This window comes from Actinoplanes sp. NPDC049599 (assembly GCF_044465625.1).
Taxonomy (GTDB): domain Bacteria; phylum Actinomycetota; class Actinomycetes; order Mycobacteriales; family Micromonosporaceae; genus Actinoplanes.
On the sequence record NZ_JBITLX010000028.1, the window covers coordinates 21,892 to 44,918 of the forward strand.

The following is a 23,027-nucleotide window of genomic DNA, read 5'->3' on the forward strand; positions in this document are numbered from 1 at the left end:
TGACGTACGCCGCCCACCCCCTGATATCGGATCATGCCGACACCGGGGCCGGCACCTCGCCGAGCACGTCCTTGAGCAGCTGGGCGCACCACTGCAACAGGGCCTGGTCGCGCAGCGGCTCGCCACCCACCCGGCGGGTCGTCGGCCGCGGCACGCTGACCTGATCGTTGGTGGTCTTGTAGACCGAGTCCGGGTGGTAGCGCCTGAGCCGCAGCTGCTTGGAGTCGGGCAGCACCAGCGGCGAGAACCGCAGGTGCTTGCCCTGCACGGAGACGTCGGTGAGGCCGTACGCGCGGGCCAGCAGCCGGAACCGGGCCACCGCGATCAGGTTGGCGACGTGGGTCGGCGGCTCGCCGTAGCGGTCGGTCATCTCGGCCACGACCTCGTCCAGGCGGGCGTTGTCGCGGGCCTCGGCGAGCTTGCGGTACATCTCCAGGCGCAGCCGCTCCACCGAGATGTAGTCGGTCGGCAGGTGCGCGTCGATCGGCAGGTCCACCTTGACCTCCGGCTCCTCCTCCGGCCGCTCACCCTTGAACGCGCTGACCGCCTCGCCGACCATCCGCACGTACAGGTCGAAGCCGACGCCCTCGATGTGGCCGGACTGCTCGCCACCGAGCAGGTTGCCGGCGCCGCGGATCTCCAGGTCCTTCATCGCCACGTACATGCCGGCGCCGAGCTCGGTGTGCTGGGCGATGGTGGCCAGCCGCTCGTGCGCGGTCTCGGTGAGCGGCTTCTCCCGCGGGTAGAGGAAGTACGCGTACGCGCGCTCCCGGCCGCGGCCGACCCGGCCGCGGATCTGGTGCAGCTGGGAGAGCCCGAGCAGGTCGGCGCGCTCGACGATGAGGGTGTTGGCGTTGGGGATGTCGATGCCGGACTCCACGATGGTCGTGCAGACCAGCACGTCGAAGTCCTTCTCCCAGAAGCCGACCATCACCTTCTCCAGGGCTTCCTCGCCCATCTGGCCGTGCGCGACGGCGACCCGCGCCTCGGGCACCAGCTCGCGCAGCCGGCGGGCCGCCTTGTCGATCGACTCGACCCGGTTGTGCAGGTAGAAGACCTGGCCGTCGCGGAGCAGCTCGCGGTGGACGGCCGCGGCCACCTGCTTGTCGTCGTGCGCGCCGACGAACGTCAGCACCGGGTGCCGCTCCTCGGGCGGGGTGGCGATGGTGGACATCTCGCGGATGCCGGTGATCGCCATCTCCAGGGTGCGCGGGATCGGGGTGGCCGACATGGTCAGCACGTCCACCGACGCGCGCAGCGTCTTGAGCTGCTCCTTGTGCTCGACGCCGAAGCGCTGCTCCTCGTCGACGATGACCATGCCGAGGTTCTTGAAGCGGGTCGCCGCGGCGAGCAGCCGGTGGGTGCCGATGACGATGTCGGCGGTGCCGTTGGCGGCCTCCTCCAGCGTCTGGGTGGCCTCCTTGGGCGTCTGGAAGCGGGAGAGCTGCTTGATGGTCACCGGGAACTGGCTCATCCGCTCGGCGAAGGTGTTGTAGTGCTGCTGGGCGAGCAGCGTGGTGGGCACCAGGATGGCCACCTGCTTGCCGTCCTGGACCGCCTTGAAGGCGGCCCGGACCGCGATCTCGGTCTTGCCGTAGCCGACGTCGCCGCAGATCAGCCGGTCCATCGGCACGGCCAGCTCCATGTCCTGCTTGACCTCGATGATCGCCGCCATCTGGTCGGGGGTCTCCGTGTACGGGAACGCGTCCTCCAGCTCACGCTGCCACGGGGTGTCCGGGCCGAACGCGTGGCCCTTGGACGCCTGCCGGGCGGCGTACAGCTGGATGAGCTGGGCCGCGATCTCGCGGACCGCCTTGCGGGCCCGGGCCTTGCTCTTCTGCCACTCGGAGCCGCCCATCTTGTGCAACGTGGGCGACTCGCCGCCGACGTAGCGGGAGAGCTGGTCGAGCTGGTCGGTGGGGACGAAGAGCCGGTCGCCGGGCTGGCCGCGCTTGCTGGCCGCATACTCGATGACCATGTACTCGCGCTCGGCGCCGTTGACCGTGCGCTGCACCAGCTCGACGTACTTGCCGATGCCGTGCTGCTCGTGCACGACGTGGTCGCCGGGCTTGAGCTCCAGCGGGTCGATGGTGTTGCGCCGCCGGCTGGGCAGCTTGCGCATGTCCTTGGTGGACGCGCCGCGGCCGCCGGTGATGTCGTTGCCGGTGATGACGGCGAGCCGGGAGCCCTCGTCGACGAAGCCGTGGTTGAGCCCGCCGCAGGTGATCAGCAGCTGGCCCGGCTCGAGCGCGGCTCCGATGGCGTCGACCGGGGTGACGCCGAGGCCGGCGTCGCGGAGCAGCTCGGTGGCCCGCTGGGCGGTGCCGTGGCCCTCGAAGACCAGCGCGATGGCCCACTGCTCACCGGCCCACTGGCGCAGGTCGGCGGCGAGCTTGGCGGTGTCGCCGTGGTAGAGCGGGACCGGCTGGGCGTGCAGGGCGATCGCGTCGCCCAGGTCGGGTGACACCTCCACCGCCGGCGTCTCGAGCCACGGGGTCTCCGACGCCGGCTCCTCCGCCTCGGCCAGGCCGAACGGCGAGACCGTCCACCATGGCTGGTGCAGCACCGCGGCGTGGGCGCGTACCTCGGCGAGGGTCTTGAACGCAGCGGCGCCGACGTCGATCGGGGCCTGGCCGCCGACGGCGGCCGCGGCCCAGCTGGCCTCCAGGAACTCGTCGGAGGTGCGGGTCAGGTCGTGCGCCCGGGTGCGGATCCGCTCGGGGTCGCAGAGCAGCACGTGGGTGCCCTTGGGCATGCAGTCGATGAGCAGCTCCATCGAGTCGGTGCCGTCCATCAGCGCCGGCGCCAGCGACTCCATGCCCTCGACCGGGATGCCCTCGGCCAGCTTGTCGAGGATCTCGGCGATCTCCGGGTGCTGCTCGGCCAGCTCGGCGGCGCGGGCCCGGACCGCCGGGGTGAGCAGCAGCTCGCGGCAGGGCGGCGCCCAGAGCCGCGGCACCGGGTCGATGGTGCGCTGGTCGGCGACGGCGAAGGTGCGGATCTCCTCCACCTCGTCGCCCCAGAACTCGACCCGGGACGGGTGCTCGTCGGTGGGCGGGAAGACGTCCAGGATGCCGCCGCGCACCGCGAACTCGCCGCGCTTGGTGACCAGGTCGACCCGGGCGTACGCCATGTCGGTGAGCCGCCGGGCGACGGTCTCCAGCTCGGCGCTGCCGCCCGTGCTCAGCGCCACCGGCTCCAGGTCGCCGAGGCCCTTGAGCTGGGGCTGGAGCAGGCTGCGCACCGGCGCGACCACAACCTGGACGGGCTCGCCGCCGGCCGCGCCGGGGTGGGCGAGGCGGCGCAGCACGGCCAGCCGGCGGCCCACCGTGTCGGACCGGGGGGACAGCCGCTCGTGCGGCAGCGTCTCCCAGGAGGGGAAGACGGCGACCCGGTCGGGTGAGATGAGGCAGCCGAGCGCGTCGGCGAGGTCGTCGGCCTCGCGGCTGGTCGCGGTCACCGCGAGCACCGGGCGGCCGGCGCCGCCGTGCTCGGCCGGGCCGGCGACGGCGGCCACCACGAACGGGCGCGACGAGGCGGGCGCGGTGAGGTCGAGCGCGTCGGAGTCGGCACCGCCCTTGCGCGCGAGGTCACGGGCCCGGGCCAGCCCGCGGTCGCGCAGGGCCGCAGGAATCAGGCCGCTGAGTTGCATGAGAAAAACTCCCGTGAAGGCACATCGAAAACCCCCGACGCCAGTTGAACGGGGGGTATGCCCCAAAGCTTAGTCCGCCGGCCGACATCCTCGCGGCGACGGACCGCTATCGGACTGCATGTCCGACATAACGATAAACGGGTGACTAAGACTGCCCGCTGGTCGTGGGGGAATTGTCTGGGGAGGCAATGTGCGGGTTCTGCTGCTCGTGTCGGCGTTCAACGGTCTGAGTCAGCGGACCTGGTGTGCGCTGCGGGAAGCGGGCCATGACGTCGGTGTCCTGATCGCCACCTCGGCCCAGGACATCATCGACGGGGTCGCCGCCGCTCAGCCCGAGCTGATCCTCTGCCCGTTCCTCACCCATCGGGTCCCCGCGCAGGTCTGGCGGCAGTGCCGCACGGTGATCATCCATCCCGGTCCGGTCGGCGACCGCGGGCCGTCGTCGCTGGACTGGGCGATCGCCGAGGGCACGCCCAGCTGGGGAGTCACCGCGCTGCAGGCGGTCGAGGAGATGGACGCCGGCCCCGTCTGGGCCACCCGGACCTTCCCGATGCCGGCCGCCCCGCGCAAGTCGTCGCTCTACAACGGACCGGTCGCCGACGCGGCCCTGGAGTGCGTCTTCGAGGTCCTGGCCAAGGCCGCCGACCCGGCGTTCCGCCCGGTGCCGGCGACCGAACTGACCATCGAGGTGCAGGGCGCCCGGCCCCGGCCCGCCATGCGGCAGGCCGACCGTGCGTTCGACTGGTCCCAGCCCGGCGAGCAGATCCTGCGGCGGATCCGCGCGGCCGACGGCAGCCCCGGGGTCCGCACCACGGTGGCCGGGCTGGAGGTCTTCGCGTACGACGCGCATCCCGGGCTGGCCCGCGGCGCGCGCCCCGGCACGGTGCTCAGCCGCCGCCAGGGCGCGGTGCTGGTGGCCACCGGCGACGGCAGCCTGTGGCTGGGCCAGCTGCGCGACGCGACCCGGCCCGACCAGGTCAAGCTGCCGGCCACCACGCTGCTCGGCAAGCGGCTGCACGGCGTACCCGACTCGCCGCTGCCGCCGGGCACCGAGCCGGAGGGTCCGTCGTACCGGCAGGTGCGCTATCGCCGGACCGGACCGGTCGGCTGGCTGGCCTTCGACTTCTACAACGGCGCGATGTCCACCGGGCACTGCCGCCGGCTGCTGGCCGGCCTGCGGTACGCCGCCGCCCAGGACACCCGGGTGCTGGTGCTGCGCAGCGGCACCGACGCGTTCAGCAACGGCATCCACCTGGCGGCGGTGGACGCGGCCGCCGACCCGGCCGCCGCGGCCTGGGCCAACATCAAGGCCGTCAACGCGGTGTGCCGGGAGATCATCTCCTGCACCGGGCAGGTCGTGGTGGCCGGGTACGCGGGCAGCGCCGGCGCCGGCGGCGTGATGCTCGGCCTCGGCGCCGACATCGTCGCGGCCCGCCGCGGCACCGTGCTGAACCCGTACTACGACATCGGGCTCTACGGCTCCGAGCTGCACACGTTCACCCTCCCCCGGCGGGTCGGCGCGGAGACCGCGCAACGGCTCATCGACGCGAAGCTGCCGGTCGGCGCGGACCAGGCGGCCGCGCTGGGCCTGGTCGACGAGGTCGGCCCGCGCCACCCCGAGGCGTACGCCGAGTGGCTGACCGCGCTCGCCACCCGCCAGGCCGACCCCCGCAGCGCCCGGCGCCGCCAGTCGGCCAAGGCGAAGCGGCTGGCCGCCGAACGGGTGCCGCTGGACGTCTACGAGGCCCGTGAGCTCGCGGAGATGAGCAGCGACATGTTCGGCGACCGGTCCGGTTTCGCCGCCGCCCGCCGGGCGTTCCTGAGCAAGGCACGGCCGGTCGCGACGCCGGCCCGCCTGCTGCCGGGCGCGCGCACCGAGCCGGCCGCGGCCCGCCCGCGCCAGCTCAACCGGCCGCGCGTCACCGCGGAGAATCCCGCCGACGCCCCGGTACGGGTCCGCTCCGCCGTACCGCTGTCCGCCTGACGCCGCCCGACGCCGCCTGCTCGGCACCGGCGGGACGCCCTGAACGGCGTCCCGCCGATCCGCCCGTGCCCGGGTCCGATGTGAGAGGACGCCGATGAGCGACCCCGCCCAGCCGCCACCCGCCATCCCGACGCCGCGCGCAGCCGTGGATCCCGCGCTCGCGCGGGTGCTGAACACGCCCACCACCCTGCTGCCCGGCCGCTACGAGTACAGCGGCTACAGCGTGCTCGCCGGCCCGGCGGAGAACCCGGGCCCCGGGCCGCGGCGGGTCACGATGCGGCCGCTGGCCCGGCGCCGGCCGCTGACCACCGTGCTGATCACGCTGTTCGCCTTCGCCTTCGAGAGCACGTTCTTCGCCTGGCTGCTCTCCTCGATCGAGGTGCCCGACCCCGACCTGCACCTGTGGCTCTACGCCGCCACCGTGGTGATGATCGCGGCGACCGCGCTGATCGAGCTGTTCCGGCTGGTCAACGTCTTCACGCTGTGCCTGGCCACGCTCTGGGCCCGGGACCCGGTGCCGATGGTGCCGGACCGGGCCCTGCGGGTCGCGTTCCTGACCACGATCGTGCCGGGCAAGGAGCCGATCGCGATGGTCGAGCGCACCCTGCGCGCGGCGCGGGCGATCCGGCACCCCGGCAAGTACGACGTCTGGCTGCTCGACGAGGGCGACGACAACGAGGTCAAGGCGATGTGCGCGCGGCTCGGCGTCCGGCACTTCAGCCGCCGCGGCCGGGCGGAGTGCAACACCGCGGCCGGGCCGTTCAAGGCGAAGACCAAGCACGGCAACTACAACTCGTGGATCGGCGACCACGGCGACTCCTACGACGTGTTCGTCTCGGTCGACCCGGACCACGTGCCGATGCCCAACTTCTGCGAGCGGCTGCTCGGCTACTTCCGCGATCCCGACGTGGCGTTCGTGGTCGGCCCGCAGATCTACGGCAACTACGACAACGTGGTGACCCGCTGGGCCGAGTCGCAGCAGTACCTGTTCCACTCGCTGCTGCAGCGGGCCGGCAACCGGCTCGGCATCTCGATGCTGGTCGGCACCAACAACGCGGTCCGCATCTCGGCGTTGCGCAGCATCGGCGGCCTGCAGGACTCGATCACCGAGGACATGGCCACCAGCCTGGTCATGCACAGCGCCCGCAACCCGCACTCCGGCAAGCGCTGGCGCTCGGTCTACACCCCGGACGTGTTGGCGGTCGGCGAGGGACCGTCGTCCTGGACCGACTACTTCACCCAGCAGCACCGGTGGTCGCGCGGCACCAACGAGGTTGTCGTCACGTCGTTCGCCAAGTTCGTCTGGCGGCTCGGGTTCCGGCGGGCACTGCACTACGGGCTGCTGATGTCGTACTACCCGCTGACCGCGCTGGCCTGGCTGCTCGGCGCCGGCAACGCTGTCTGTTATCTGGTGCTGGGTGCCAAGGGCGTCCAGGTGCCGCAGGAGGTGTGGCTGATGCTCTATGTGGACGCCGCCCTGTTCCAGCTCGGCCTGTACGTGTGGAACCGCCGCCACAACACCAGCCCGCACGAGGAGGCCGGCTCCTCCGGGCTCACCGGCATGCTGATGTCCACATTGTCCACGCCGGTGTACGTGTCCTCGTACCTGAGCGCGCTGCTGCGCCGCACCACCGGTTTTGTGGTCACGCCCAAGGGCGACTCGGCCAGCCCGGACCGGTTGCTGACCTTCGGACCGGGCCTGCGCTGGGCGGCGTTCTACGTCGTGCTGCTGGCCTGTGCCCCGATCGGCGGGCACCTGCACGGCGCGATGTGGGTGTGGCCCGCCGTCAACCTGATCATCTGCCTGCTGCCGCCCGCGATCTGGGCCGGCCAGGAGCACCAGCGCCGCCGGGCCGCAGCGCCGCCGTCCGGCACCGCCCCGCACCCCAAGCCCGCCGCAGAACCCGTGGAGACCCTGGTATGAAGCCCCGCCCCCGCCCGTCGCTGCTGCGCCGCCTGCTGAGCGGCCTGATCGGCCTCGTCGTCCTGGGCCTGCTCGTCTTCGTCAACCGGCCCGTGGTGGCCTTCGGCTCGGACGCGCTGCACGACTTCACCATCAACCGCCAGTCCTACAAGGAGAAGTACGGCCACTGGGCCCGATTGCCGGTGCCGGCCGGCTTCCGGGTCAACGCGATCCACGCGGCGCTGCTGCACACCGGCAAGGTGCTGATCATCGCGGGCAGCGGCAACAACCGGGACAACTTCGAGGCCGGCACGTTCCGCACGGTGCTGTACGACCCCGCCCGCAACACGTTCAACGAGGTGCCCACCCCGACGGACGTGTTCTGCGCCGGGCACACCTTCCTGCCCAGCGGCAACCTGCTGGTGGCCGGCGGGACGAAGTCGTACGAGGTGCTGGCGAAGAACATCACCCACGCGGCCGGCGTCATGAAGATCAAGAACGAGTCGCCGGCCGACGGGCCCCGGTTCTTCCCCAAGGGCACCCGGCTGACCGGCACGGCCGGCCAGGCCTACCTGACCCGCGACGACGTGACCCTGCCGGCGGCGACCGCGATGAACCACGGTGACAAGGTGACGACCTACGCCGGCGAGGTCGAGGTGTGGGTCGACGCCGAGGTCGAGGGCGACGTCCCGGTGGTGGACCACCCCGCGCAGTACGCGGTCAGCGGCCTGCGGGGCCAGGACCAGCGCAACATCTACGGCGTCTCCGACAAGATCACCCGGGAGAAGCAGGAGTACGGCGGCGACAAGACGTCGTACGAGTTCGACCCGCGCACCGAGCAGTACGTGCGCACCGCCGACATGGTCAAGAGCCGCTGGTACCCGACGCTGGCCGAGCTGCCGAACGGCGACGTGCTCGCGGTGTCCGGGCTGGACGAGTTCGGCCGGATGCTGCCGGGCGACAACGAGCGTTACGTCAAGGACCAGCGGCGCTGGGTCGACGCCCCGAAGCTCAAGCGGGTCTTCCCCACCTATCCCGCGCTGCACCTGATGCAGGACGGCCGGCTGTTCTTCTCCGGCTCCAACTCCGGCTACGGCTCGGACACCATCGGCCGCACCCCCGGGCTGTGGGACCTGCAGAAGAACAAGTTCCAGGCGGTGCCGGGCCTGCGCGACGGGCGGCTGACCGAGACCAGCTCGTCGGTGCTGCTGCCGCCGGCCCAGGACCAGCGGGTGATGATCTTCGGTGGCGGCGAGGTCGGCGAGTCGGCGGTGTCGACCCGGCGGACCGCGGTCGCGGACCTGGACGAGGCGAAGCCGAGGTACCTGCCCGGTCCGGACCTGCCGCAGCCGGCGCGCTACCTGAGCACGGTGCTGCTGCCCGACGACACCGTGCTGACCACCGGCGGCTCGTCCGGCTACCGCGGCGGCGAGTACCGCGGCCGGACCCGCAGCGACCTGTTCAACGCGCAGATCTACCGGCCGGCCCGGGACCGCTTCGAGACCGCGGCGGAGTCCACCGTCGGCCGCAACTACCACTCCGAGGCGTTGCTGCTGCCCGACGGGCGGGTCATCACCATGGGCAGCGACCCGCTCTACGATCCGGCCGGCCGTGACCCCGGCACCTTCGAGCAGCGCATCGAGGTGTACTCACCGCCGTACCTGTTCAAGGGCACGCGGCCGGTGATCGGCGCCGGGCCCGAGTCGGTGCAGCGCGGCACGACGGTCAGCTTCGCCACCCCGGACGCCGGCCGGGTCCGCACGGCCCGGCTGCTGCGGCCCAGCGCCGTCACCCACGTCACCGACGTCGACCAGCGTTCGGTCGCGCTGGACGTGACACCGTCGGCGGACGGCGTGGCCCTGTCGGTGCCGAAGGCCCGGGGACTTGTGCCCTCGGGCTGGTACCTGCTGTTCCTGGTGGACGACAAGGGCGTGCCGTCGGCGGGCCGCTGGGTCCGGGTGCGCTGAGCGATGGCGAGACACGCCGGCCCGGCGCCCGGCCGCTGGGCGCTGCCCGTCGCCGGGCTGGCCCTGATCCTGGTCATCACCGCCATCGTGGTGCTCACACGGCGCGGCGTGGAGTCGCCGGTGGTGCTCGGCCCGGCCGGGGCGCGGTCGGACGTGGCCGGCCCGGAGCCGCGCGGCACGCCGGCCGCCCGGCCGCTGTACGTGGACCCGAACGGCGCGGCGGTGAACCAGCTCGCGGCGTGGCAGAGCGCCGGGCGTACCGCCGATGTCGCGGCCCTGCGGCGGATCGCCGACCAGCCCACCGCCACCTGGTTCGCCGACGACTCCCCCGGCTACGCGCAGCGGGCCGGGAGGCTGGCCGCGGCCGCGACGGCGGCCGGCCGGCTGCCGGTGCTCACGCTCTACAACATCCCGGAACGGGACTGCGCCGGTCAGTCGGCCGGCGGCGCCGACGACGCCGACGCCTACCGGTCCTGGGTACGCGCGCTGGCCGGCGCCCTGCGCGGGCATCAGGCGCTGGTCGTGCTCGAACCCGACGCGATCCCGCAGGCGGTGCAGGGCTGCCTGGACCCGGACGCGGCGCAGGAACGGTACGACCTGCTCGCCGAGGCGGTCGACGCGCTGCGGGCCAGCCCGGGTGTGCTGGTCTACCTGGACGCGGGCAACCCGAGCTGGATCACCAAGCCGGTCCGGCTGACCGCCGCCCTGCGCCGGGCCGGCATCACCCGGGCGGCCGGCTTCTCGCTCAACGTCGCCAACTTCGAGACGACCGCGGACAACCTCAGCTACGGCGCCCGGCTGTCCGCGTTGCTGGGCGGCGCGCACTTCGTCGTGGACACCAGCCGCAACGGCAACGGCCCGGCCCAGAAGGGCGCGGGCGACCGGCACTGGTGCAACCCGCCGGGGCGGGCGCTGGGCGAGGCGCCGACCACCCGGACCGGGGTGCCGCTGGCCGACGCGTACCTGTGGATCAAGCGGCCGGGCGAGTCGGACGGCGCCTGCGGCGACGGCGCTCCCCCGGCCGGCGAGTGGTGGCCGGAGTACGCCCTGGACCTGGCCGCGCCGCGGTCCTGAGCCGCCGGGACCGGCGGGCACCGGCCCCCACGCTGGGATCGGTGCCCGCCGGCCGTCCGTGGATCAGCCTTCGATGCCGTTGACCGCCGGCACCTCGAGGGTGCGCTCGGCCGGCGTGCCGCCCAGGATGATCTTGCGCAGGGCGGAGTTGTTCGTCGTGCTGAGCTCGCTCAGCTTGTTCGACGGGTTGGCCTTGACCTCGATGTAGTAGGTGCCGTTCGGCAGATCGGTGACCTCGAACGACTGACCCGGCAGCGACTGGGTGTAGGTGTCGCCGTTGCCGATGTCGAGCACCTCACGCACCGCCACGGCGGTGTTCTGGCCGCAGGAGCTGGAGAGGTCCGTGTTGCTCGGGCGCCACTTGGCGTTCGGGATCGTGTAGTCGACCGCGTCGGTGTTCACCAGGCAGAACGCCTCCTTGCCACTGCGCACCGCCTGCTTCTGGTCCGCGGTCAGCAGGTTGTACTGGGCGAAGTCGGTGAAGTGCCAGTGCCGGTGGCCGTCCCGGGCGTCCCACTCCATGGTGCCGGCCTCGACCGAGCCGACCTCCTTGCCGCTGGCGTCGAAGAAGTACTGGTACGCGTCCATCAGGTCGGTGCCGGTCTGCCGGAAACCGTCGACCAGCAGCGGCGACGTGCCGCCGTTCCAGACGGTGGCGCCGAAGCTGACGAACGCCTTACCGTCGCCCTGCTCCAGCGCGATGCCCCAGGCCGGGAGCGAGCGCAGGTCGGGGCGCGGACCCTTGGGGATGCTGGCCGCCCGGACCGCCTTCGGCCGCTTGGCCGGCGGCCGGAACTCCGGCTTGTAGGCCGAGACCTGCAGGTCGGCGTCGCCCTGGCCGGCGTGCTCACCGTGCTCGGCGACGGCCGCCGCCTCGGCGGTGTTCTCGCCCTGCCGGGCCGCCTTGACCTTGGCCGCAACGGCCTCGCCGGCCTCCTTGCCCTCGTCGATGGTCTCGACCTTGAGGTTCATGGTCAACGCGGTGCCGCTCGCCGCGATCTTGAAGTAGTCCTGGTAGGTCTTGTTCAGCGTGACGGTCGCCGTGTAGTCGCCGTCCGCCAGGTCGAACTCGCCGGTCGACGGCAGGCTGGCGGTGGTGGCGTTCCAGCCGGCCTGGATGCCCCAGACCGAGCCGATCGTGAACGGGTTGTACGAGCAACCCTGCGGGTAGGGGGTGTCGGCCGGGGCGTCGCGCCGGGTCCGGGTCGACTGGTAGTCGTTCGGGCAGAAGTCGGTCTGGTAGTTCGCGATCTCGGCGCCCGCCGCGTTCTTGATGCTGACCGTGGTGAAGTCCTTGAGGCCGCCCCACCCGGTGACCATCCCGGCCGGCAGCGTCACCTCCTTCTTCTTGCCGTTCTTGAGCACGGTCTGCTTGGCGACGATCGGATCGGCGTACGACTTGCGGGTCGCCCGGATCTCGAACGGGTCCTTGCCCGCGATCACGTTGACGCCCAGATCGAAGTACAGGTAGCTCTCCTCGCCCCAGACGTACCGCTCGGCGACCACGTTGGTGGTGGCGAGCGTGAGGGCCAGTGGCGGTGGGTCGGTGGCCGCGTTCGCCACTCCCATCCCGGCGGCGGTGAGGCCGACGGCGGTGGCGACGGCGCCGGCCACCAGAACCCGGGTCCTTCTTGTCATGCTTTTCCTCCCCAGAGGGCTGTGTAGCGCCCAGGTAAACGGGACAGGCGTGAAGCGGACGTGAGGACCTGTGAGATCCGTTTCGAATCACGCAGATGAATACGTGAATATCCGGAACGGTGGCCGGCGCCGATCGTCATCAGTCGAGCCCGTTGACCGACGGCACCTTGAGGGTGCGCGCCGCCGCGGTCCCGCCCAGCACGATCTTGCGCAGGGCGGTGTTGTTCTTGGTGCTCAGCTCGGTCAGCTTGTTGGAGGGGTTGGCCTTGACCTCGATGTAGTACGTGCCGCTCGGCAGGCCGGTGATGTCGAACGACTGCCCCGGCCGGTCCTGCGTGTACGTGTCACCGTTGCCGATGTCCAGCACCTCACGCACCGCCACGGCGGTGTTCTGCCCGCACGAGCTGGACAGGTCGGTGTTGTCCGGCCGCCACTTCGCGTTCGGGATGGTGTAGTCCACCGCGTCGGTGTTGGCCAGGCAGAACGCCTCCTTGCCGCTGCGCACGGCCAGCTTCTTGTCCGCCTTGAGCAGGCTGTACTGCGCGAAGTCGGTGAAGTGCCAGTGCCGGTGCCCCTCCCGGGCGTCCCACTCCATCGTGCCCGCGGCGGCCGAGCCGACCTCCTTGCCCTTGGCGTCGAAGAAGTACTGGTACGCGTCCATCAGCTCCGTGCCGGTCCGCCGGAAGCCGTCGACCAGCAGCGGTGACGAGCCGCCGTTCCAGACCGTGGCGCCGAAGTTGACGTACCACTTCTTGTCGTCCTCCTCCTGCGACAGCGAGATGCCCCAGGCGGGCAGCGAGCGCAGGTCCGGACGCGGGCCCTTGGCGATGGTCGACGCCTTGACCGCCTTGGGCTTCTTCGCCGGCGGCCGGAATTCCGGCTTGTAGGCCGAGATCTGCAGGTCCGCGTCGCCCTGGCCGCCGTGCTCGCCGTGCTCCGCGACCGCGGCCGCCTCGGCGGTGTCGTCGCCGGCCCGGGCCGCCTTGATCCTGGCCACGGCCGCAGCCGCCGCGTCGCCGTCCTCGACGATGGTCTTCACCGTGACGGTGAGCTTCAGCGTCGCGCCCTTCGCCGCGATCTTGAAGAAGTCCCGGTACTTCTTGTTGACCGAGACGGTCGCCGTGTAGACGCCGTCCGGCAGGTCGAGCTCGCCGCTCCGCGGCATGCTGGCGAGCGGGGCGTTCCAGCCGGCCTGCACACCCCACACCGCGCCCAGGTTGAACGGGGCACCGGAGCAGCCCCGCGGATAGGGGTTCTGCGCGGGCGCGTCACGCCGGGTGCGTGCCGATTCGTAGGCGTTCGGGCAGAAGTCGGTCTGGTAGCCGGCGACCTGCTTGCCCGCCGCGTTCTTCACGGTGACGGTGGTGAAGTTCGCCAGGCCGCCCCAGCCGGTGACCATCCCGGCCGGCAGCGGCACCGCCTTCTTCTTGCCCTTCCGCACCACGATCTGCTCGGCCACGATCGGCTTGGTGTAGGACGGGCGTTTGGCTCGGATCTCCAGCGGATCCTTGCCGGCGATGACGTTCACGCCCAGGTCGAAGTTGAGGTAGCCCTGTTCGCCGTCGTAGACGTACCGCTCGGCCAGCACGTTCGGCGTGGCCACGGTGAAGGCCAGCGGCGGCGGTGCGGCGGCGGCGTCCGCCACGCCGAGACCGGCGGCGGCCATGCCGACGGCGGTGGCGACCGCGCCGGCCACCAGAATGCGGGTCCTTCTTGCCATTCTTGTCCTCCCCGGAGTTCGTGACGCACAGGTAATCCGGAAAGGCGTGAAGGGGGCGTAAGCGCCTATGAGACTTGCCTCAAATCACCCCTCCGGGGCGGGTCACCGATACGATCGGCGAAGTCGGGACAGCGCTGTCCTTCCGCACGATGCAAAAGGAGCGCTCCGGTGACAGACCAGCACGGCCAGCCCGACCCGGAAAGTCCCGATGCGGCGCTGCGCGCCGACATCCGGCGGATCGGCACGCTGCTCGGCCAGACCCTCGCCCGCCAGGAGGGCAAGCCCCTGCTCGACCTGGTCGAGGAGGTCCGCGCGCTGGTCCGGGCCGACGCACCGGCCGCCGCCGAGCGCCTCGCCGCCCTGGACGTGACGACCGGCACCAAGCTGGCCCGCGCGTTCTCCACCTACTTCCACCTGGCGAACATCACCGAGCAGGTGCACCGCGCCCGCGACCTGCAGCGCCGCCGCGCCCGCGACGGCGGCTGGCTGGATCAGGCCGCCAAGCGCATCGCCGAGCAGGGCGTGCCCGCCGACGAGATCGCCGCGGCCGCCCGCCGGCTGGCGGTGCGCCCGGTCTTCACCGCGCACCCCACCGAGGCGGCCCGCCGCTCGATCCTGTCCAAGCTGCGCCAGCTCGCCGACTCGCTGGACGGCGAGGCCAGCGCCGCGATCCTGTACGGCGCCTCGGACACCACCGCCTCCACGCGCCGCTTCGCCGAGCTGATCGACCTGCTCTGGCAGACCGACGAGCTGCGGCTGGACCGGCCCGACCCGACCGACGAGGCCCGCAACGCCGTCTACTACCTCAAGGACCTGTACGCCGAGGCCGCGCCGCAGGTGCTCGACGACCTGGCCGAGACGCTGCGCCAGCTCGGGGTGGAGACCTCGCCGACCGCGCGCCCGCTGACCTTCGGCAGCTGGATCGGCGGCGACCGCGACGGCAACCCGTTCGTCACCCCGGCCGTCACCCGCGACGTGCTGATCATCCAGCACGAGCACGGCATCCAGGCCACCGAGGCGGCGATGGACGCCCTCATCGACGAGCTGTCCGTCTCCCGGCGGCTGCGCGGCGTGTCCCTCGACCTGTCCGCGAGCCTGGCCAAGGACCTCGACGCGCTGCCCGAGGTCGCACCGCGCTTCCGCCGCACCAACGCGGAGGAGCCGTACCGGCTGAAGGTCCGCTGCATCAAGGCCAAGCTCGCCAACACCCGCGAGCGGCTGCGCCGCGGCACCGTGCACGTACCCGGCCGCGACTACCTCGGCACCGACGAGCTGGTCGGCGACCTGGAGCTGATCCGCGCCTCGCTGGCGCGCAACTCGGGACAGCTCACCGCGGTCGGCACGGTGGCCTCGGCGATCCGTACGGTGTCCGCCTTCGGCCTGCAGCTGGCCACCCTCGACGTGCGCGAGCACGCCGAGAAGCACCACGAGGTGCTGGCGCAGCTGTACACGCAGGTAGGCGAGGTCGACGACTACCTCTCGCTGGGCCGGCCGGAGCGCACCAAGCTGCTCGCCACCGAGCTGACCGGCCGGCGCCCGCTGGCCGGCAACGACACCCCGCTGACCGACTCGGCGCGCAAGACCTTCGACGTGTTCAACACGATCCGCGACTCGCAGGACCGGTTCGGCGCGGAGGTCATCGAGTCGTACATCATCTCGATGACCCTCGGCGTGGACGACGTGCTCGCCGCGGCGGTGCTGGCCCGCGAGGCCGGCCTGGTCGACATCCACACCGGCCGGGCCCGGATCGGCATCGTCCCGCTCCTGGAGACCCCGGCCGAGCTGGACGCCGGCGGTGAGCTGCTGGACGAGATGCTGTCGCTGCCGGCGTACCGGGCGATCGTGCGGGCCCGCGGCGACCTCCAGGAGGTCATGCTCGGCTACTCCGACAGCAACAAGGAGGCCGGGATCACCACCAGCCAGTGGTCGATCCACAAGGCGCAGCGCGCGCTGCGGGACGTGGCGGCCCGGCACGGCGTACGGCTGCGGCTGTTCCACGGCCGCGGTGGCACCGTCGGCCGCGGCGGTGGCCCGACGCACGAGGCGATCCTGGCCCAGCCGTACGGCACGCTGGACGGCGCGATCAAGGTGACCGAGCAGGGTGAGGTCATCTCGGACAAGTACACGCTGCCCGCGCTGGCCCGGGAGAACCTGGAGCTGACCGTGGCGGCCGTGCTGCAGGCGACGCTGCTGCACACGTCGCCGTCGGTCGACCTCACCTCGCTGGCCCGCTGGGACGGCGCGATGGACACGGCGTCGGGTGCGGCCTTCGGGGCGTACCGGGCGCTGGTCGAGAACCCGGACCTGCCGGCGTACTTCTGGGCGGCGACGCCGACCGAGCTGCTGGGCGCGCTGAACATCGGCTCCCGGCCGGCGAAGCGGCCGAACGCCGACGCGGGCCTGGGCGGCCTGCGGGCCATCCCGTGGGTGTTCGGCTGGACCCAGACCCGGCAGATCGTGCCGGGCTGGTTCGGCGTCGGCACCGGCCTGCTCGCGGTGCGCGAGGCCGGCCAGGCGGAGGTCCTGGACGAGATGTTCGCGAACTGGCAGTTCTTCCGCACCTTCATCTCCAACGTGGAGATGATGCTGGCGAAGACGGATCTGACCATCGCCCGCCGCTACGTCGACACGCTGGTGCCGGCCGAGCTCCAGCCGATCTTCGGCACCATCGAGCAGGAGTACGCAAGGACGGTCGAGCAGATCCTGGCCATCACCGGCCGCGACGAGCTGCTGGCCAGCCAGCCCGAGCTGTCGCGCACGCTGGGCGTCCGGGACACGTACCTGGAGCCGCTGCACCACCTGCAGGTCGCGCTGCTGCGCCAGTACCGGGAACTGCAGGACGGCGACCGCCAGCCGCCGACCGCGCCGGGTGCCCGCCGCTCGCCGTCGGATTCGACGGCGCTGGAGCGAGCGCTGCTGACCACGGTGAACGGCATCGCAGCCGGCATGCGCAACACCGGCTGATCCCTTGTGGACGCGACGGCCGGGCCCCGGTGGGCCCGGCCGTTCCGCTTCTCAGGCCACCGCCGGGTAGAGCGCCCGCGGGTCGCCGGCCAGCGCCGCCTTGACCTGGGCGGTCCCCTCGTCGGCGAGCACCTCGATGGCGCCGGCCTCGATGCCGTCGAGCGCGAGCCGGGCGATCTGCGCGGGGTCGGCCTTCTCGACGTCGAAACCGGCCATCATGTCGGTGTCCGCGGCGCCGAGCAGCAGCCCGGTCACCAGCGTGCCCTGGGCCGCCAGCTCCAGCCGGACGCCGTTGGTGAGGCTCCACTCGGCGGCCTTCGCCGCGCTGTAGGCGTTCGCGCCGTCGTAGGAGACCCAGGAGAGCCGGGACAGCACGTTGAGGATCGCGCCGCCGCCGAGCGCCGGCGCGAAGGCCCGGATGACGTGCAGCGTGCCCCAGAAGTGGGTGTCCAGCTCCAGCCGGATCTTGTCGAGGTCCCCGGTGACCAGGTTGGTGTAGGTGGAGACGCCGGCATTGTTGATCAGCAGGTTCACGTCACCGGCCCGCGCGGCCGCGGCGGCCACCGAGGCCGGGTCGGTGATGTCCAGCGGCAGCACCTCGACGCCGGGCAGGTCGACGAGTTCGGGCCGGCGCGCGGTCGCATAGACCTTGCCGGCGCCGCGGGCGAGCAGTTCGAGGGCGAACTGGCGGCCGATGCCGCGGTTCGCGCCGGTGACCAGGGCGACAGCTCCAGAGATCTTCATGCCGGTTACGCTAAAACCTGACGTTGACGTCAGAGGCAAGGGTCGTGACGGCACTCACTTCGGAGATGACCATGCGGATCGGCGAGCTGGCCGGCACAGCGGGCGTGAGCGTGCGCGCGCTGCGCTACTACGAGGAGCAGGGCCTGCTGAAGGCCGAACGCACACCCCGCGGCCAGCGGGTCTATCCGCCGGCGGCGCTGGACCGGGTGCAGCTGATCCAGCAGCTCTACGCGGCCGGGCTGCCCAGCCGGACGATCCTGGACCTGCTGCCGTGCGTGGACGCGGGGGTCAGCACCCCGGAGTCGCTGGCCCGGCTGACCGCCGAGCGCGACCGGATCGACCGGCAGATCGCCGGCCTGCTGGCGACCCGCGACCGGCTGGACGCGGTGATCGCGATCGCCGCGGACACCACGACCCCCTGCACCCGTCGGGCCGGATGAGGCTTGCGGCGCTCTGACAGCATCGCGGGGTGCGCCGACCCGGGATCGTCCTGTCCGGCCTGGCCGTGGCCGGGCTGCTGCTGTTTCACCGGGCCGTGCCGAACATGGTCGGGCAGCTCGGCAGCCTCCTGGAGACGTTCCTGCCCTGGCTCGGCCTCAGCGTCCCGGTGCTGGCGCTGCTCGCCTGGTGGCGGCGGTCCGGAGTCGCCGCGCTGGCCGTCCTGCTGCCGGTCGCCGCCTGGCTCTTCGTCTTCGGCGGCCACCTGATGCCGCCGCGCGGGTCGCCCGCCGACCTCGTCGCGGTGCAGCACAACGTCAGTGACGAGAACGCCGACCCCGCCGGCACCGTACGGGAGCTGCTGGAGGTCGCTCCCGCGCTGATCGCGCTGGAGGAGGTGACGCCCGCCGCGCTGCCGGCGTACACCGCCGCGATACCGGCCGGGTACGCGTACCACAGCGTGCAGGGGACCGTCGGGCTCTGGTCGCAGTTCCCGCTGGCCGAGGCCGGGCCGGTGGACATCCGGCCGCGGGACTTCGGCGCCGACTGGAACCGGGGGCTGCGGGCCGTCGCCCGGCTGCCCGGCGGTGACGTCGCCGTCTACGTCGCCCACCTGCCGTCGGTGCGGCTCGGACCGGGCGGGCTCGGCTCCGCGCACCGGGACGAGAGCGCTGCCCGGCTCGCCGGGCTGATCGCCGCCGAGCCGCTCGGCAGGGTGCTGCTGCTGGGCGACCTGAACTACACAGTGGACGACCGCGAGCTGGCGCCGCTCGGCGACCTGCTGCGCACCGCGGACTCGACGTTCGCCTTCAGCTGGCCGGCCCGGGCCCCGGTGGCCCGGATCGACCAGATCATGGGGCGGTCGGTGACGGTCACCGCGGTCTGGGCGCTGCCCGCGACCGGCAGCGACCACCTGCCGATCGCCGCCCGCCTCCGGCTCTGATGGGATAGCGGGATGAGCAGCATCATCAGATTCTTCGTGGCCCCCGACGACGAGGCCGCCGCGACCGTGGTCGACGGCGACCCGGAGAACACCTTCGAGTCGGTCACCTACGGCAACTTCGACGCCGACCTGGCCCTGCTGGAGTGGGACAGCCTGCTGACCGGCCGCGCCTTCGACGACCTGCTGCTGGCGTCGGCCTCGGGGGTCATCACCGACGAGGACGACGGCGCCCTGATCGTCGCCGCGTCCCCGGAGCTCCAGGAGGCGCTGGCCGCCGCGAGCGAGGCGGAGCTGGAGCGGGTGGCGCGGCTCTGGGCCGACGAGCGGGCCGCCGAGGGCGAGACCGTCGACCCGGAGCTGGCGCACGAGATCCTCACCGAGCTGGCCCGGCTCTCCCGCACCACCGAGCACCGGCTGTACTGCCGGGTCAGCTAGCTCGCGGCGGGCCGATGACGCTCCGCAGGCCGACCGGCGGCGGATGGTCCGGATCGTCGAACGAGTCGCCGATCCGGGCCGTCACGCCGGGCTCAGCTGGTCTCGCCCGCCATGCTGAAGCTGCGCAGCCGGTCCACCGACAGCAGGGTGAAGCCCAGCACGAAGATCGCCGCCATCACCACGGCCAGGGTCAGCGAGACCCGGGACTCCAGGATGCCGGTCGGGGCGATCCTGTCCGCGATCGTGATCACGTACTGCTGGATCGACAGCACCCGGGTGCCGTCGACGAAGCGGGCCAGCAGGCCCTCCCAGACCAGGATGTAGAGCAGGCCGAGCAGCACCGGCCGCCGGGTCAGCAGGCTCAGCAGCAGGAAGAACGCCGAGTACGCGCACGCGCCCACCACCGCGCCGACCGCCAGGCCGAGCCCGAGGCGCGCCGAGTCCGCCAGCGCGCCGGCCACGAACAGCGGCACCGCCGAGGTCAAGGCGCTCACCCCGATCGCCACGCCGAGCTTCGCCACGATGATGTCGCGGCGGGGCAGCGGCTTGGTCAGGATGTGCACGATCGTGCCGTCGTCCACTTCGGAGCCGAGCACCCCGGTGCCGACGATCAGGCTGATCACCGGCAGCACCACGGCCAGGCCCAGGCCCACCAGCACCGGCGTGCCCCAGTCGGCCGGGTTCACGTCGTACGTCCGGCACAGCAGCGCCAGGCCCACCAGCAGCAGCGGCAGGGGCAGCAGCAGGAGCACCCGGCGCCGGCCGAACAGCCCGCGGGCGGTGATCCACGCAACGGTCGACACGTCAGGCCTCCAGCAGGTAGGAGAAGACACTCTCCAGGGATTCGTCGGAGGGCAGCAGCTTGCGCAGCCGGATGCCCTCGTTGATGGCGATGCGCGGCAGCGCGCGGGTGAAGCTGCCGTAGTCCGACGCGCGGACGGTCAGCCCGGCGTGGTCGATCTCCACACCGCTGACCGACTTCTCGCCGATCAGCGCCACCGCCAGCCGGCGGTCGTCGGTCGACTGCAGGGCGAAGACGTGCGGGCGGTTGGTCATCAGCCGGCGGATCTTGCGGTAGTCGCCGGAGGCGGCCAGCCGGCCGGCCACGATCACCTGGACGGTGCCGGAGACCTGCTCGACCTCCTCCAGGATGTGCGAGCTGAACAGGATCGTGTGACCCCGGTCGCCCAGCTCGTGCAGCAGGCTCATCATGTGCATCCGCTGCCGCGGGTCCATGCCGTTGAACGGCTCGTCCAGCAGCAGCACCTGCGGGTTGTGCACCAGCGCCGCGGCGACCCGGGTGCGCTGCCGCATGCCCTTGGAGTAACCCTCGATCCGGCGGTCCGCCGCGTCGGTCATCTCGACCATCTGCAGCGCCCACTCCGTCGCGGCCTTCGGGTCCGGCAGCTTCTGCATCTTGGCGCTGGCGTGGATGAACTCGCGGGCGGTCAGGAAGCCGTGCACCGCCTCGCGTTCGGCGACCAGGCCGAGCCGGCGGTAGATCTCCGGGTTGCGCCAGGTCGGCGCGCCGTCGATGGTCACCGTGCCGCGCGACGGCGACAGGAAGCCCGCCATCATGTGCAGCACGGTGGTCTTGCCGGCGCCGTTCGGGCCGAGCAGGCCGGTCACGCCCGGCTCCAGCGTCATGCTGATGTCGTTGACCGCCACCACGTTGCCGTACCAGCGGGACACGTTGTCGAGTTGCACCGTGGTCACAGCGAGGCCACCTTCCGGTAGCGGGCCAGTAGCAGCAGCAGGCAGGTGGCGACCAGGGTGGCCGCCTCGATGGCGTACACCGGGCCGAACTCACCGATGTTCAGGCCGGTGTTGGCGCCGCTGATCAGCCATTGACCGACGCCGCTGACCAGGGTCATCGGGCTGGCCAGCCCGGCCAGGTCCTGGGCGGTGGACGACGGCAGGATGGACAGCACCCCGACCACCGGCGTGGTCATCAGGAAGACGGCCACGATGCCGCCGGCGGCGAACGCCCGCTTGCCGGTCAGCGACGCGATCAGCAACCCGATCCCGGTGAAGACCAGGGCCCAGAGCAGGCTGTATCCCCAGCCGGGCAGCAGGTCCAGCACCTCGTCCCAGACCCCGGACATGCCGGTCTTGGTGGTGAAGGCGCCGCCCAGGAAGATGATGAACTGCGGGACGGCCAGCAGGATCCACACGGCCGAGGCCAGCGCGGCGACCTTCGCGCCCACGTAGTCCGCCGAGCGCAGCGGCCGGCTGAAGTACAGCGGCAGCACCCCGGACTTCATGTCGCGGGAGACCAGCTCCGGCGCGACGATCGCGGTGAAGAAGATGATCAGCCAGCTCATCGCGTCGGCGAACTGGATGTAGTTCATCGGCAGCGTGCCGGTCAGCGACCGGGCCGCCGCGAGAATCACCGCCACCAGGGCGACGATCCCGAAGACCAGCCACGGGAAGATCTTGGCCTTGGCGGACCGGTCGAAGCCGTACGCCGCGCGCAGGCCGTGCACGTAGAGCGCGCCGAACACCGCGCCACGGCCCAGCCGCGGGCCGGTGTAGCGCTGGTAGCCGATGTCATGGATGACGCTCGACTCAGACATCGACGGTCTCCCTCGGGGCGAAGAGCTCGGCCACCCGGTGGCGTCGCTGGTCCAGGCGGTGCAGCGGCAGGTCGAGATCGGCCACGACGCGCAGCACGTGGTCGTAGGTGGCCTCCTGGGTCAACGGCACCAGCAGCAGCCGGCCGTCGCGGGTCACCGGCAGCTCCAGCGCCTCCAGCGCCGCGGCCAGCTCGTCCGTACCCTCGCTGACCTCGATCGCGAGCACCTCGCTGGCCTCGGTCATCGCCGAGATGCGGTCGGCACGCAGCAGCCGGCCGGCCTCGATGGCGACCAGCGAGTCGCAGATCCGCTCGACCTCGCCGAGCAGGTGCGAGCAGACCACCACGGAGATGCCGAACTCGGTGCCGATCCGGTGCACGAGCGCCAGCATGGCGTCCCGCCCGGCCGGGTCGAGGCCGTTGGTGGGCTCGTCGAGCAGCAGCAGGTCGGGGTCGTGCACCAGCGCCTGGGCCAGCTTGACCCGCTGCTTCATGCCGGTCGAGTAGCCACCGATCTGCCGGTAGCGCTCCTCGTAGAGCCCGACGTGGCGCAGCGCCTCGGAGGCCCGCTCCCGGGCGGCGGTGCGGGGCAGCCCGCTGATCCGGCCCAGGTGGGTGACGAACTCGGCGGCGGAGACGTCCGGCGGCAGCGCGTCGTGCTCCGGCATGTAACCGACCTTGGCGCGGACCCGGTCGGGGTCGACGGTGGGATCGATGTCGAAGACCCGCACCTGCCCGCCGGTCGGTGCGATCAGGCCCAGCATGATCTTGATGAAGGTCGACTTGCCGGCGCCGTTGGCGCCGACCAGACCGATGATGCCGGGCTCGACGGAGACGGTCAGGTCATGCAGGGCGGTCACCTGCGTGCCGTACGTCTTGGTCAACCCTTGGGTAACGATGAGGCTCACAGCCGACAGCCTAGAAACCCCTGGCATCCCGCGGATCAGGTAATGCCCCGGACTGGACCCTGAGTACCACCTCGGCGAACCA

Annotated in this window: 16 protein-coding genes; 8 read left to right on the plus strand and 8 right to left on the minus strand. The window is 72.0% G+C overall.

Annotated elements, in window-relative coordinates; translation table 11 throughout:
• Window positions 1-31: 31 nt before the first annotated feature.
• Entirely contained in the window at window positions 32-3,652 is a 3,621-nt protein-coding gene (mfd, locus tag ACIBQZ_RS34510; protein ID WP_396093038.1) for a transcription-repair coupling factor, read from the minus strand.
• Window positions 3,653-3,842: 190 nt separating this feature from the next.
• Between mfd and ACIBQZ_RS34515 the strand changes: the two genes are divergently transcribed.
• The 4 genes from ACIBQZ_RS34515 (at window position 3,843) to ACIBQZ_RS34530 (ending at window position 10,580) form a co-directional block, all read left to right on the plus strand.
• Entirely contained in the window at window positions 3,843-5,636 is a 1,794-nt protein-coding gene (locus ACIBQZ_RS34515; protein ID WP_396093039.1) for a hydrogenase maturation protein, read from the plus strand.
• Between the two features lie 94 nt (window positions 5,637-5,730).
• Window positions 5,731-7,560: a glycosyltransferase family 2 protein gene (locus ACIBQZ_RS34520; protein WP_396093040.1), complete on the plus strand. Its 1,830-nt coding sequence runs from the start codon at window positions 5,731-5,733 to the stop codon at window positions 7,558-7,560.
• Entirely contained in the window at window positions 7,557-9,506 is a 1,950-nt protein-coding gene (locus ACIBQZ_RS34525; protein WP_396093041.1) for a galactose oxidase-like domain-containing protein, read from the plus strand. The genes ACIBQZ_RS34520 and ACIBQZ_RS34525 overlap by 4 nt, the downstream gene beginning before the upstream one ends.
• A gap of 3 nt (window positions 9,507-9,509) precedes the next feature.
• The gene (locus ACIBQZ_RS34530) at window positions 9,510-10,580 is read left to right on the plus strand and encodes a glycoside hydrolase family 6 protein (RefSeq protein ID WP_396093042.1); all 1,071 of its coding nucleotides are present in this window, start codon (window positions 9,510-9,512) and stop codon (window positions 10,578-10,580) included.
• 63 nt (window positions 10,581-10,643) lie between these two features.
• Here the strand turns inward: ACIBQZ_RS34530 and ACIBQZ_RS34535 are convergent, their stop codons facing one another.
• A complete protein-coding gene (locus tag ACIBQZ_RS34535) occupies window positions 10,644-12,218 on the minus strand; it encodes a lysyl oxidase family protein (protein ID WP_396093043.1) in 1,575 nt (524 codons plus the stop codon).
• 139 nt (window positions 12,219-12,357) lie between these two features.
• Window positions 12,358-13,938: a lysyl oxidase family protein gene (locus ACIBQZ_RS34540; RefSeq protein ID WP_396093044.1), complete on the minus strand. Its 1,581-nt coding sequence runs from the start codon at window positions 13,936-13,938 to the stop codon at window positions 12,358-12,360.
• A gap of 168 nt (window positions 13,939-14,106) precedes the next feature.
• Here ACIBQZ_RS34540 and ppc point away from each other — a divergent pair, with 168 nt between their 5' ends.
• Entirely contained in the window at window positions 14,107-16,902 is a 2,796-nt protein-coding gene (ppc, locus tag ACIBQZ_RS34545; protein WP_396093045.1) for a phosphoenolpyruvate carboxylase, read from the plus strand.
• Window positions 16,903-16,953: 51 nt separating this feature from the next.
• On the opposite strand, the gene ACIBQZ_RS34550 is transcribed toward ppc, so the two are convergent.
• Window positions 16,954-17,646 (minus strand): SDR family oxidoreductase, encoded by a 693-nt coding sequence (locus tag ACIBQZ_RS34550; RefSeq protein WP_396093046.1) that lies wholly within the window; start codon window positions 17,644-17,646, stop codon window positions 16,954-16,956.
• A 71-nt stretch (window positions 17,647-17,717) separates the two neighbouring features.
• Between ACIBQZ_RS34550 and ACIBQZ_RS34555 the strand changes: the two genes are divergently transcribed.
• Genes ACIBQZ_RS34555 through ACIBQZ_RS34565 form a run of 3 tightly spaced genes read left to right on the plus strand, consistent with a single transcriptional unit; the run spans window position 17,718 to window position 19,462 of the window.
• Window positions 17,718-18,086, plus strand: coding sequence for a MerR family transcriptional regulator (locus ACIBQZ_RS34555; protein ID WP_396093115.1), 369 nt, complete (start codon window positions 17,718-17,720; stop codon window positions 18,084-18,086).
• Between the two features lie 29 nt (window positions 18,087-18,115).
• Window positions 18,116-19,027: an endonuclease/exonuclease/phosphatase family protein gene (locus tag ACIBQZ_RS34560; RefSeq protein ID WP_396093047.1), complete on the plus strand. Its 912-nt coding sequence runs from the start codon at window positions 18,116-18,118 to the stop codon at window positions 19,025-19,027.
• 12 nt (window positions 19,028-19,039) lie between these two features.
• On the plus strand, window positions 19,040-19,462 hold the full coding sequence (locus ACIBQZ_RS34565; protein ID WP_396093048.1) for a hypothetical protein: 423 nt from the start codon (window positions 19,040-19,042) through the stop codon (window positions 19,460-19,462).
• A 92-nt stretch (window positions 19,463-19,554) separates the two neighbouring features.
• Here the strand turns inward: ACIBQZ_RS34565 and ACIBQZ_RS34570 are convergent, their stop codons facing one another.
• Genes ACIBQZ_RS34570 through ACIBQZ_RS34585 form a run of 4 tightly spaced genes read right to left on the minus strand, consistent with a single transcriptional unit; the run spans window position 19,555 to window position 22,945 of the window.
• Window positions 19,555-20,265, minus strand: coding sequence for an ABC transporter permease (locus ACIBQZ_RS34570; protein WP_396093049.1), 711 nt, complete (start codon window positions 20,263-20,265; stop codon window positions 19,555-19,557).
• Between the two features lies 1 nt (window position 20,266).
• A complete protein-coding gene (locus ACIBQZ_RS34575; RefSeq protein WP_396093050.1) occupies window positions 20,267-21,178 on the minus strand; it encodes an ABC transporter ATP-binding protein in 912 nt (303 codons plus the stop codon).
• Window positions 21,175-22,038 (minus strand): ABC transporter permease, encoded by an 864-nt coding sequence (locus ACIBQZ_RS34580; protein ID WP_396093051.1) that lies wholly within the window; start codon window positions 22,036-22,038, stop codon window positions 21,175-21,177. The genes ACIBQZ_RS34575 and ACIBQZ_RS34580 overlap by 4 nt, the downstream gene beginning before the upstream one ends.
• On the minus strand, window positions 22,031-22,945 hold the full coding sequence (locus ACIBQZ_RS34585; RefSeq protein ID WP_396093052.1) for an ABC transporter ATP-binding protein: 915 nt from the start codon (window positions 22,943-22,945) through the stop codon (window positions 22,031-22,033). The genes ACIBQZ_RS34580 and ACIBQZ_RS34585 overlap by 8 nt, the downstream gene beginning before the upstream one ends.
• Window positions 22,946-23,027: the final 82 nt, after the last annotated feature.

Excerpts from the sequence above, each read along its gene's own strand:
- mfd (WP_396093038.1), bottom strand. The coding sequence starts at position 3,652 with ATGCAACTCAGCGGCCTGATTCCTGCGGCCCTGCGCGACCGCGGGCTG.
- ACIBQZ_RS34520 (WP_396093040.1), top strand. The coding sequence starts at position 5,731 with ATGAGCGACCCCGCCCAGCCGCCACCCGCCATCCCGACGCCGCGCGCA.
- ACIBQZ_RS34525 (WP_396093041.1), top strand. The coding sequence starts at position 7,557 with ATGAAGCCCCGCCCCCGCCCGTCGCTGCTGCGCCGCCTGCTGAGCGGC.
- ACIBQZ_RS34530 (WP_396093042.1), top strand. The coding sequence starts at position 9,510 with ATGGCGAGACACGCCGGCCCGGCGCCCGGCCGCTGGGCGCTGCCCGTC.
- ACIBQZ_RS34535 (WP_396093043.1), bottom strand. The coding sequence starts at position 12,218 with ATGACAAGAAGGACCCGGGTTCTGGTGGCCGGCGCCGTCGCCACCGCC.
- ACIBQZ_RS34540 (WP_396093044.1), bottom strand. The coding sequence starts at position 13,938 with ATGGCAAGAAGGACCCGCATTCTGGTGGCCGGCGCGGTCGCCACCGCC.
- ACIBQZ_RS34550 (WP_396093046.1), bottom strand. The coding sequence starts at position 17,646 with ATGAAGATCTCTGGAGCTGTCGCCCTGGTCACCGGCGCGAACCGCGGC.
- ACIBQZ_RS34555 (WP_396093115.1), top strand. The coding sequence starts at position 17,718 with ATGCGGATCGGCGAGCTGGCCGGCACAGCGGGCGTGAGCGTGCGCGCG.
- ACIBQZ_RS34565 (WP_396093048.1), top strand. The coding sequence starts at position 19,040 with ATGAGCAGCATCATCAGATTCTTCGTGGCCCCCGACGACGAGGCCGCC.
- ACIBQZ_RS34580 (WP_396093051.1), bottom strand. The coding sequence starts at position 22,038 with ATGTCTGAGTCGAGCGTCATCCATGACATCGGCTACCAGCGCTACACC.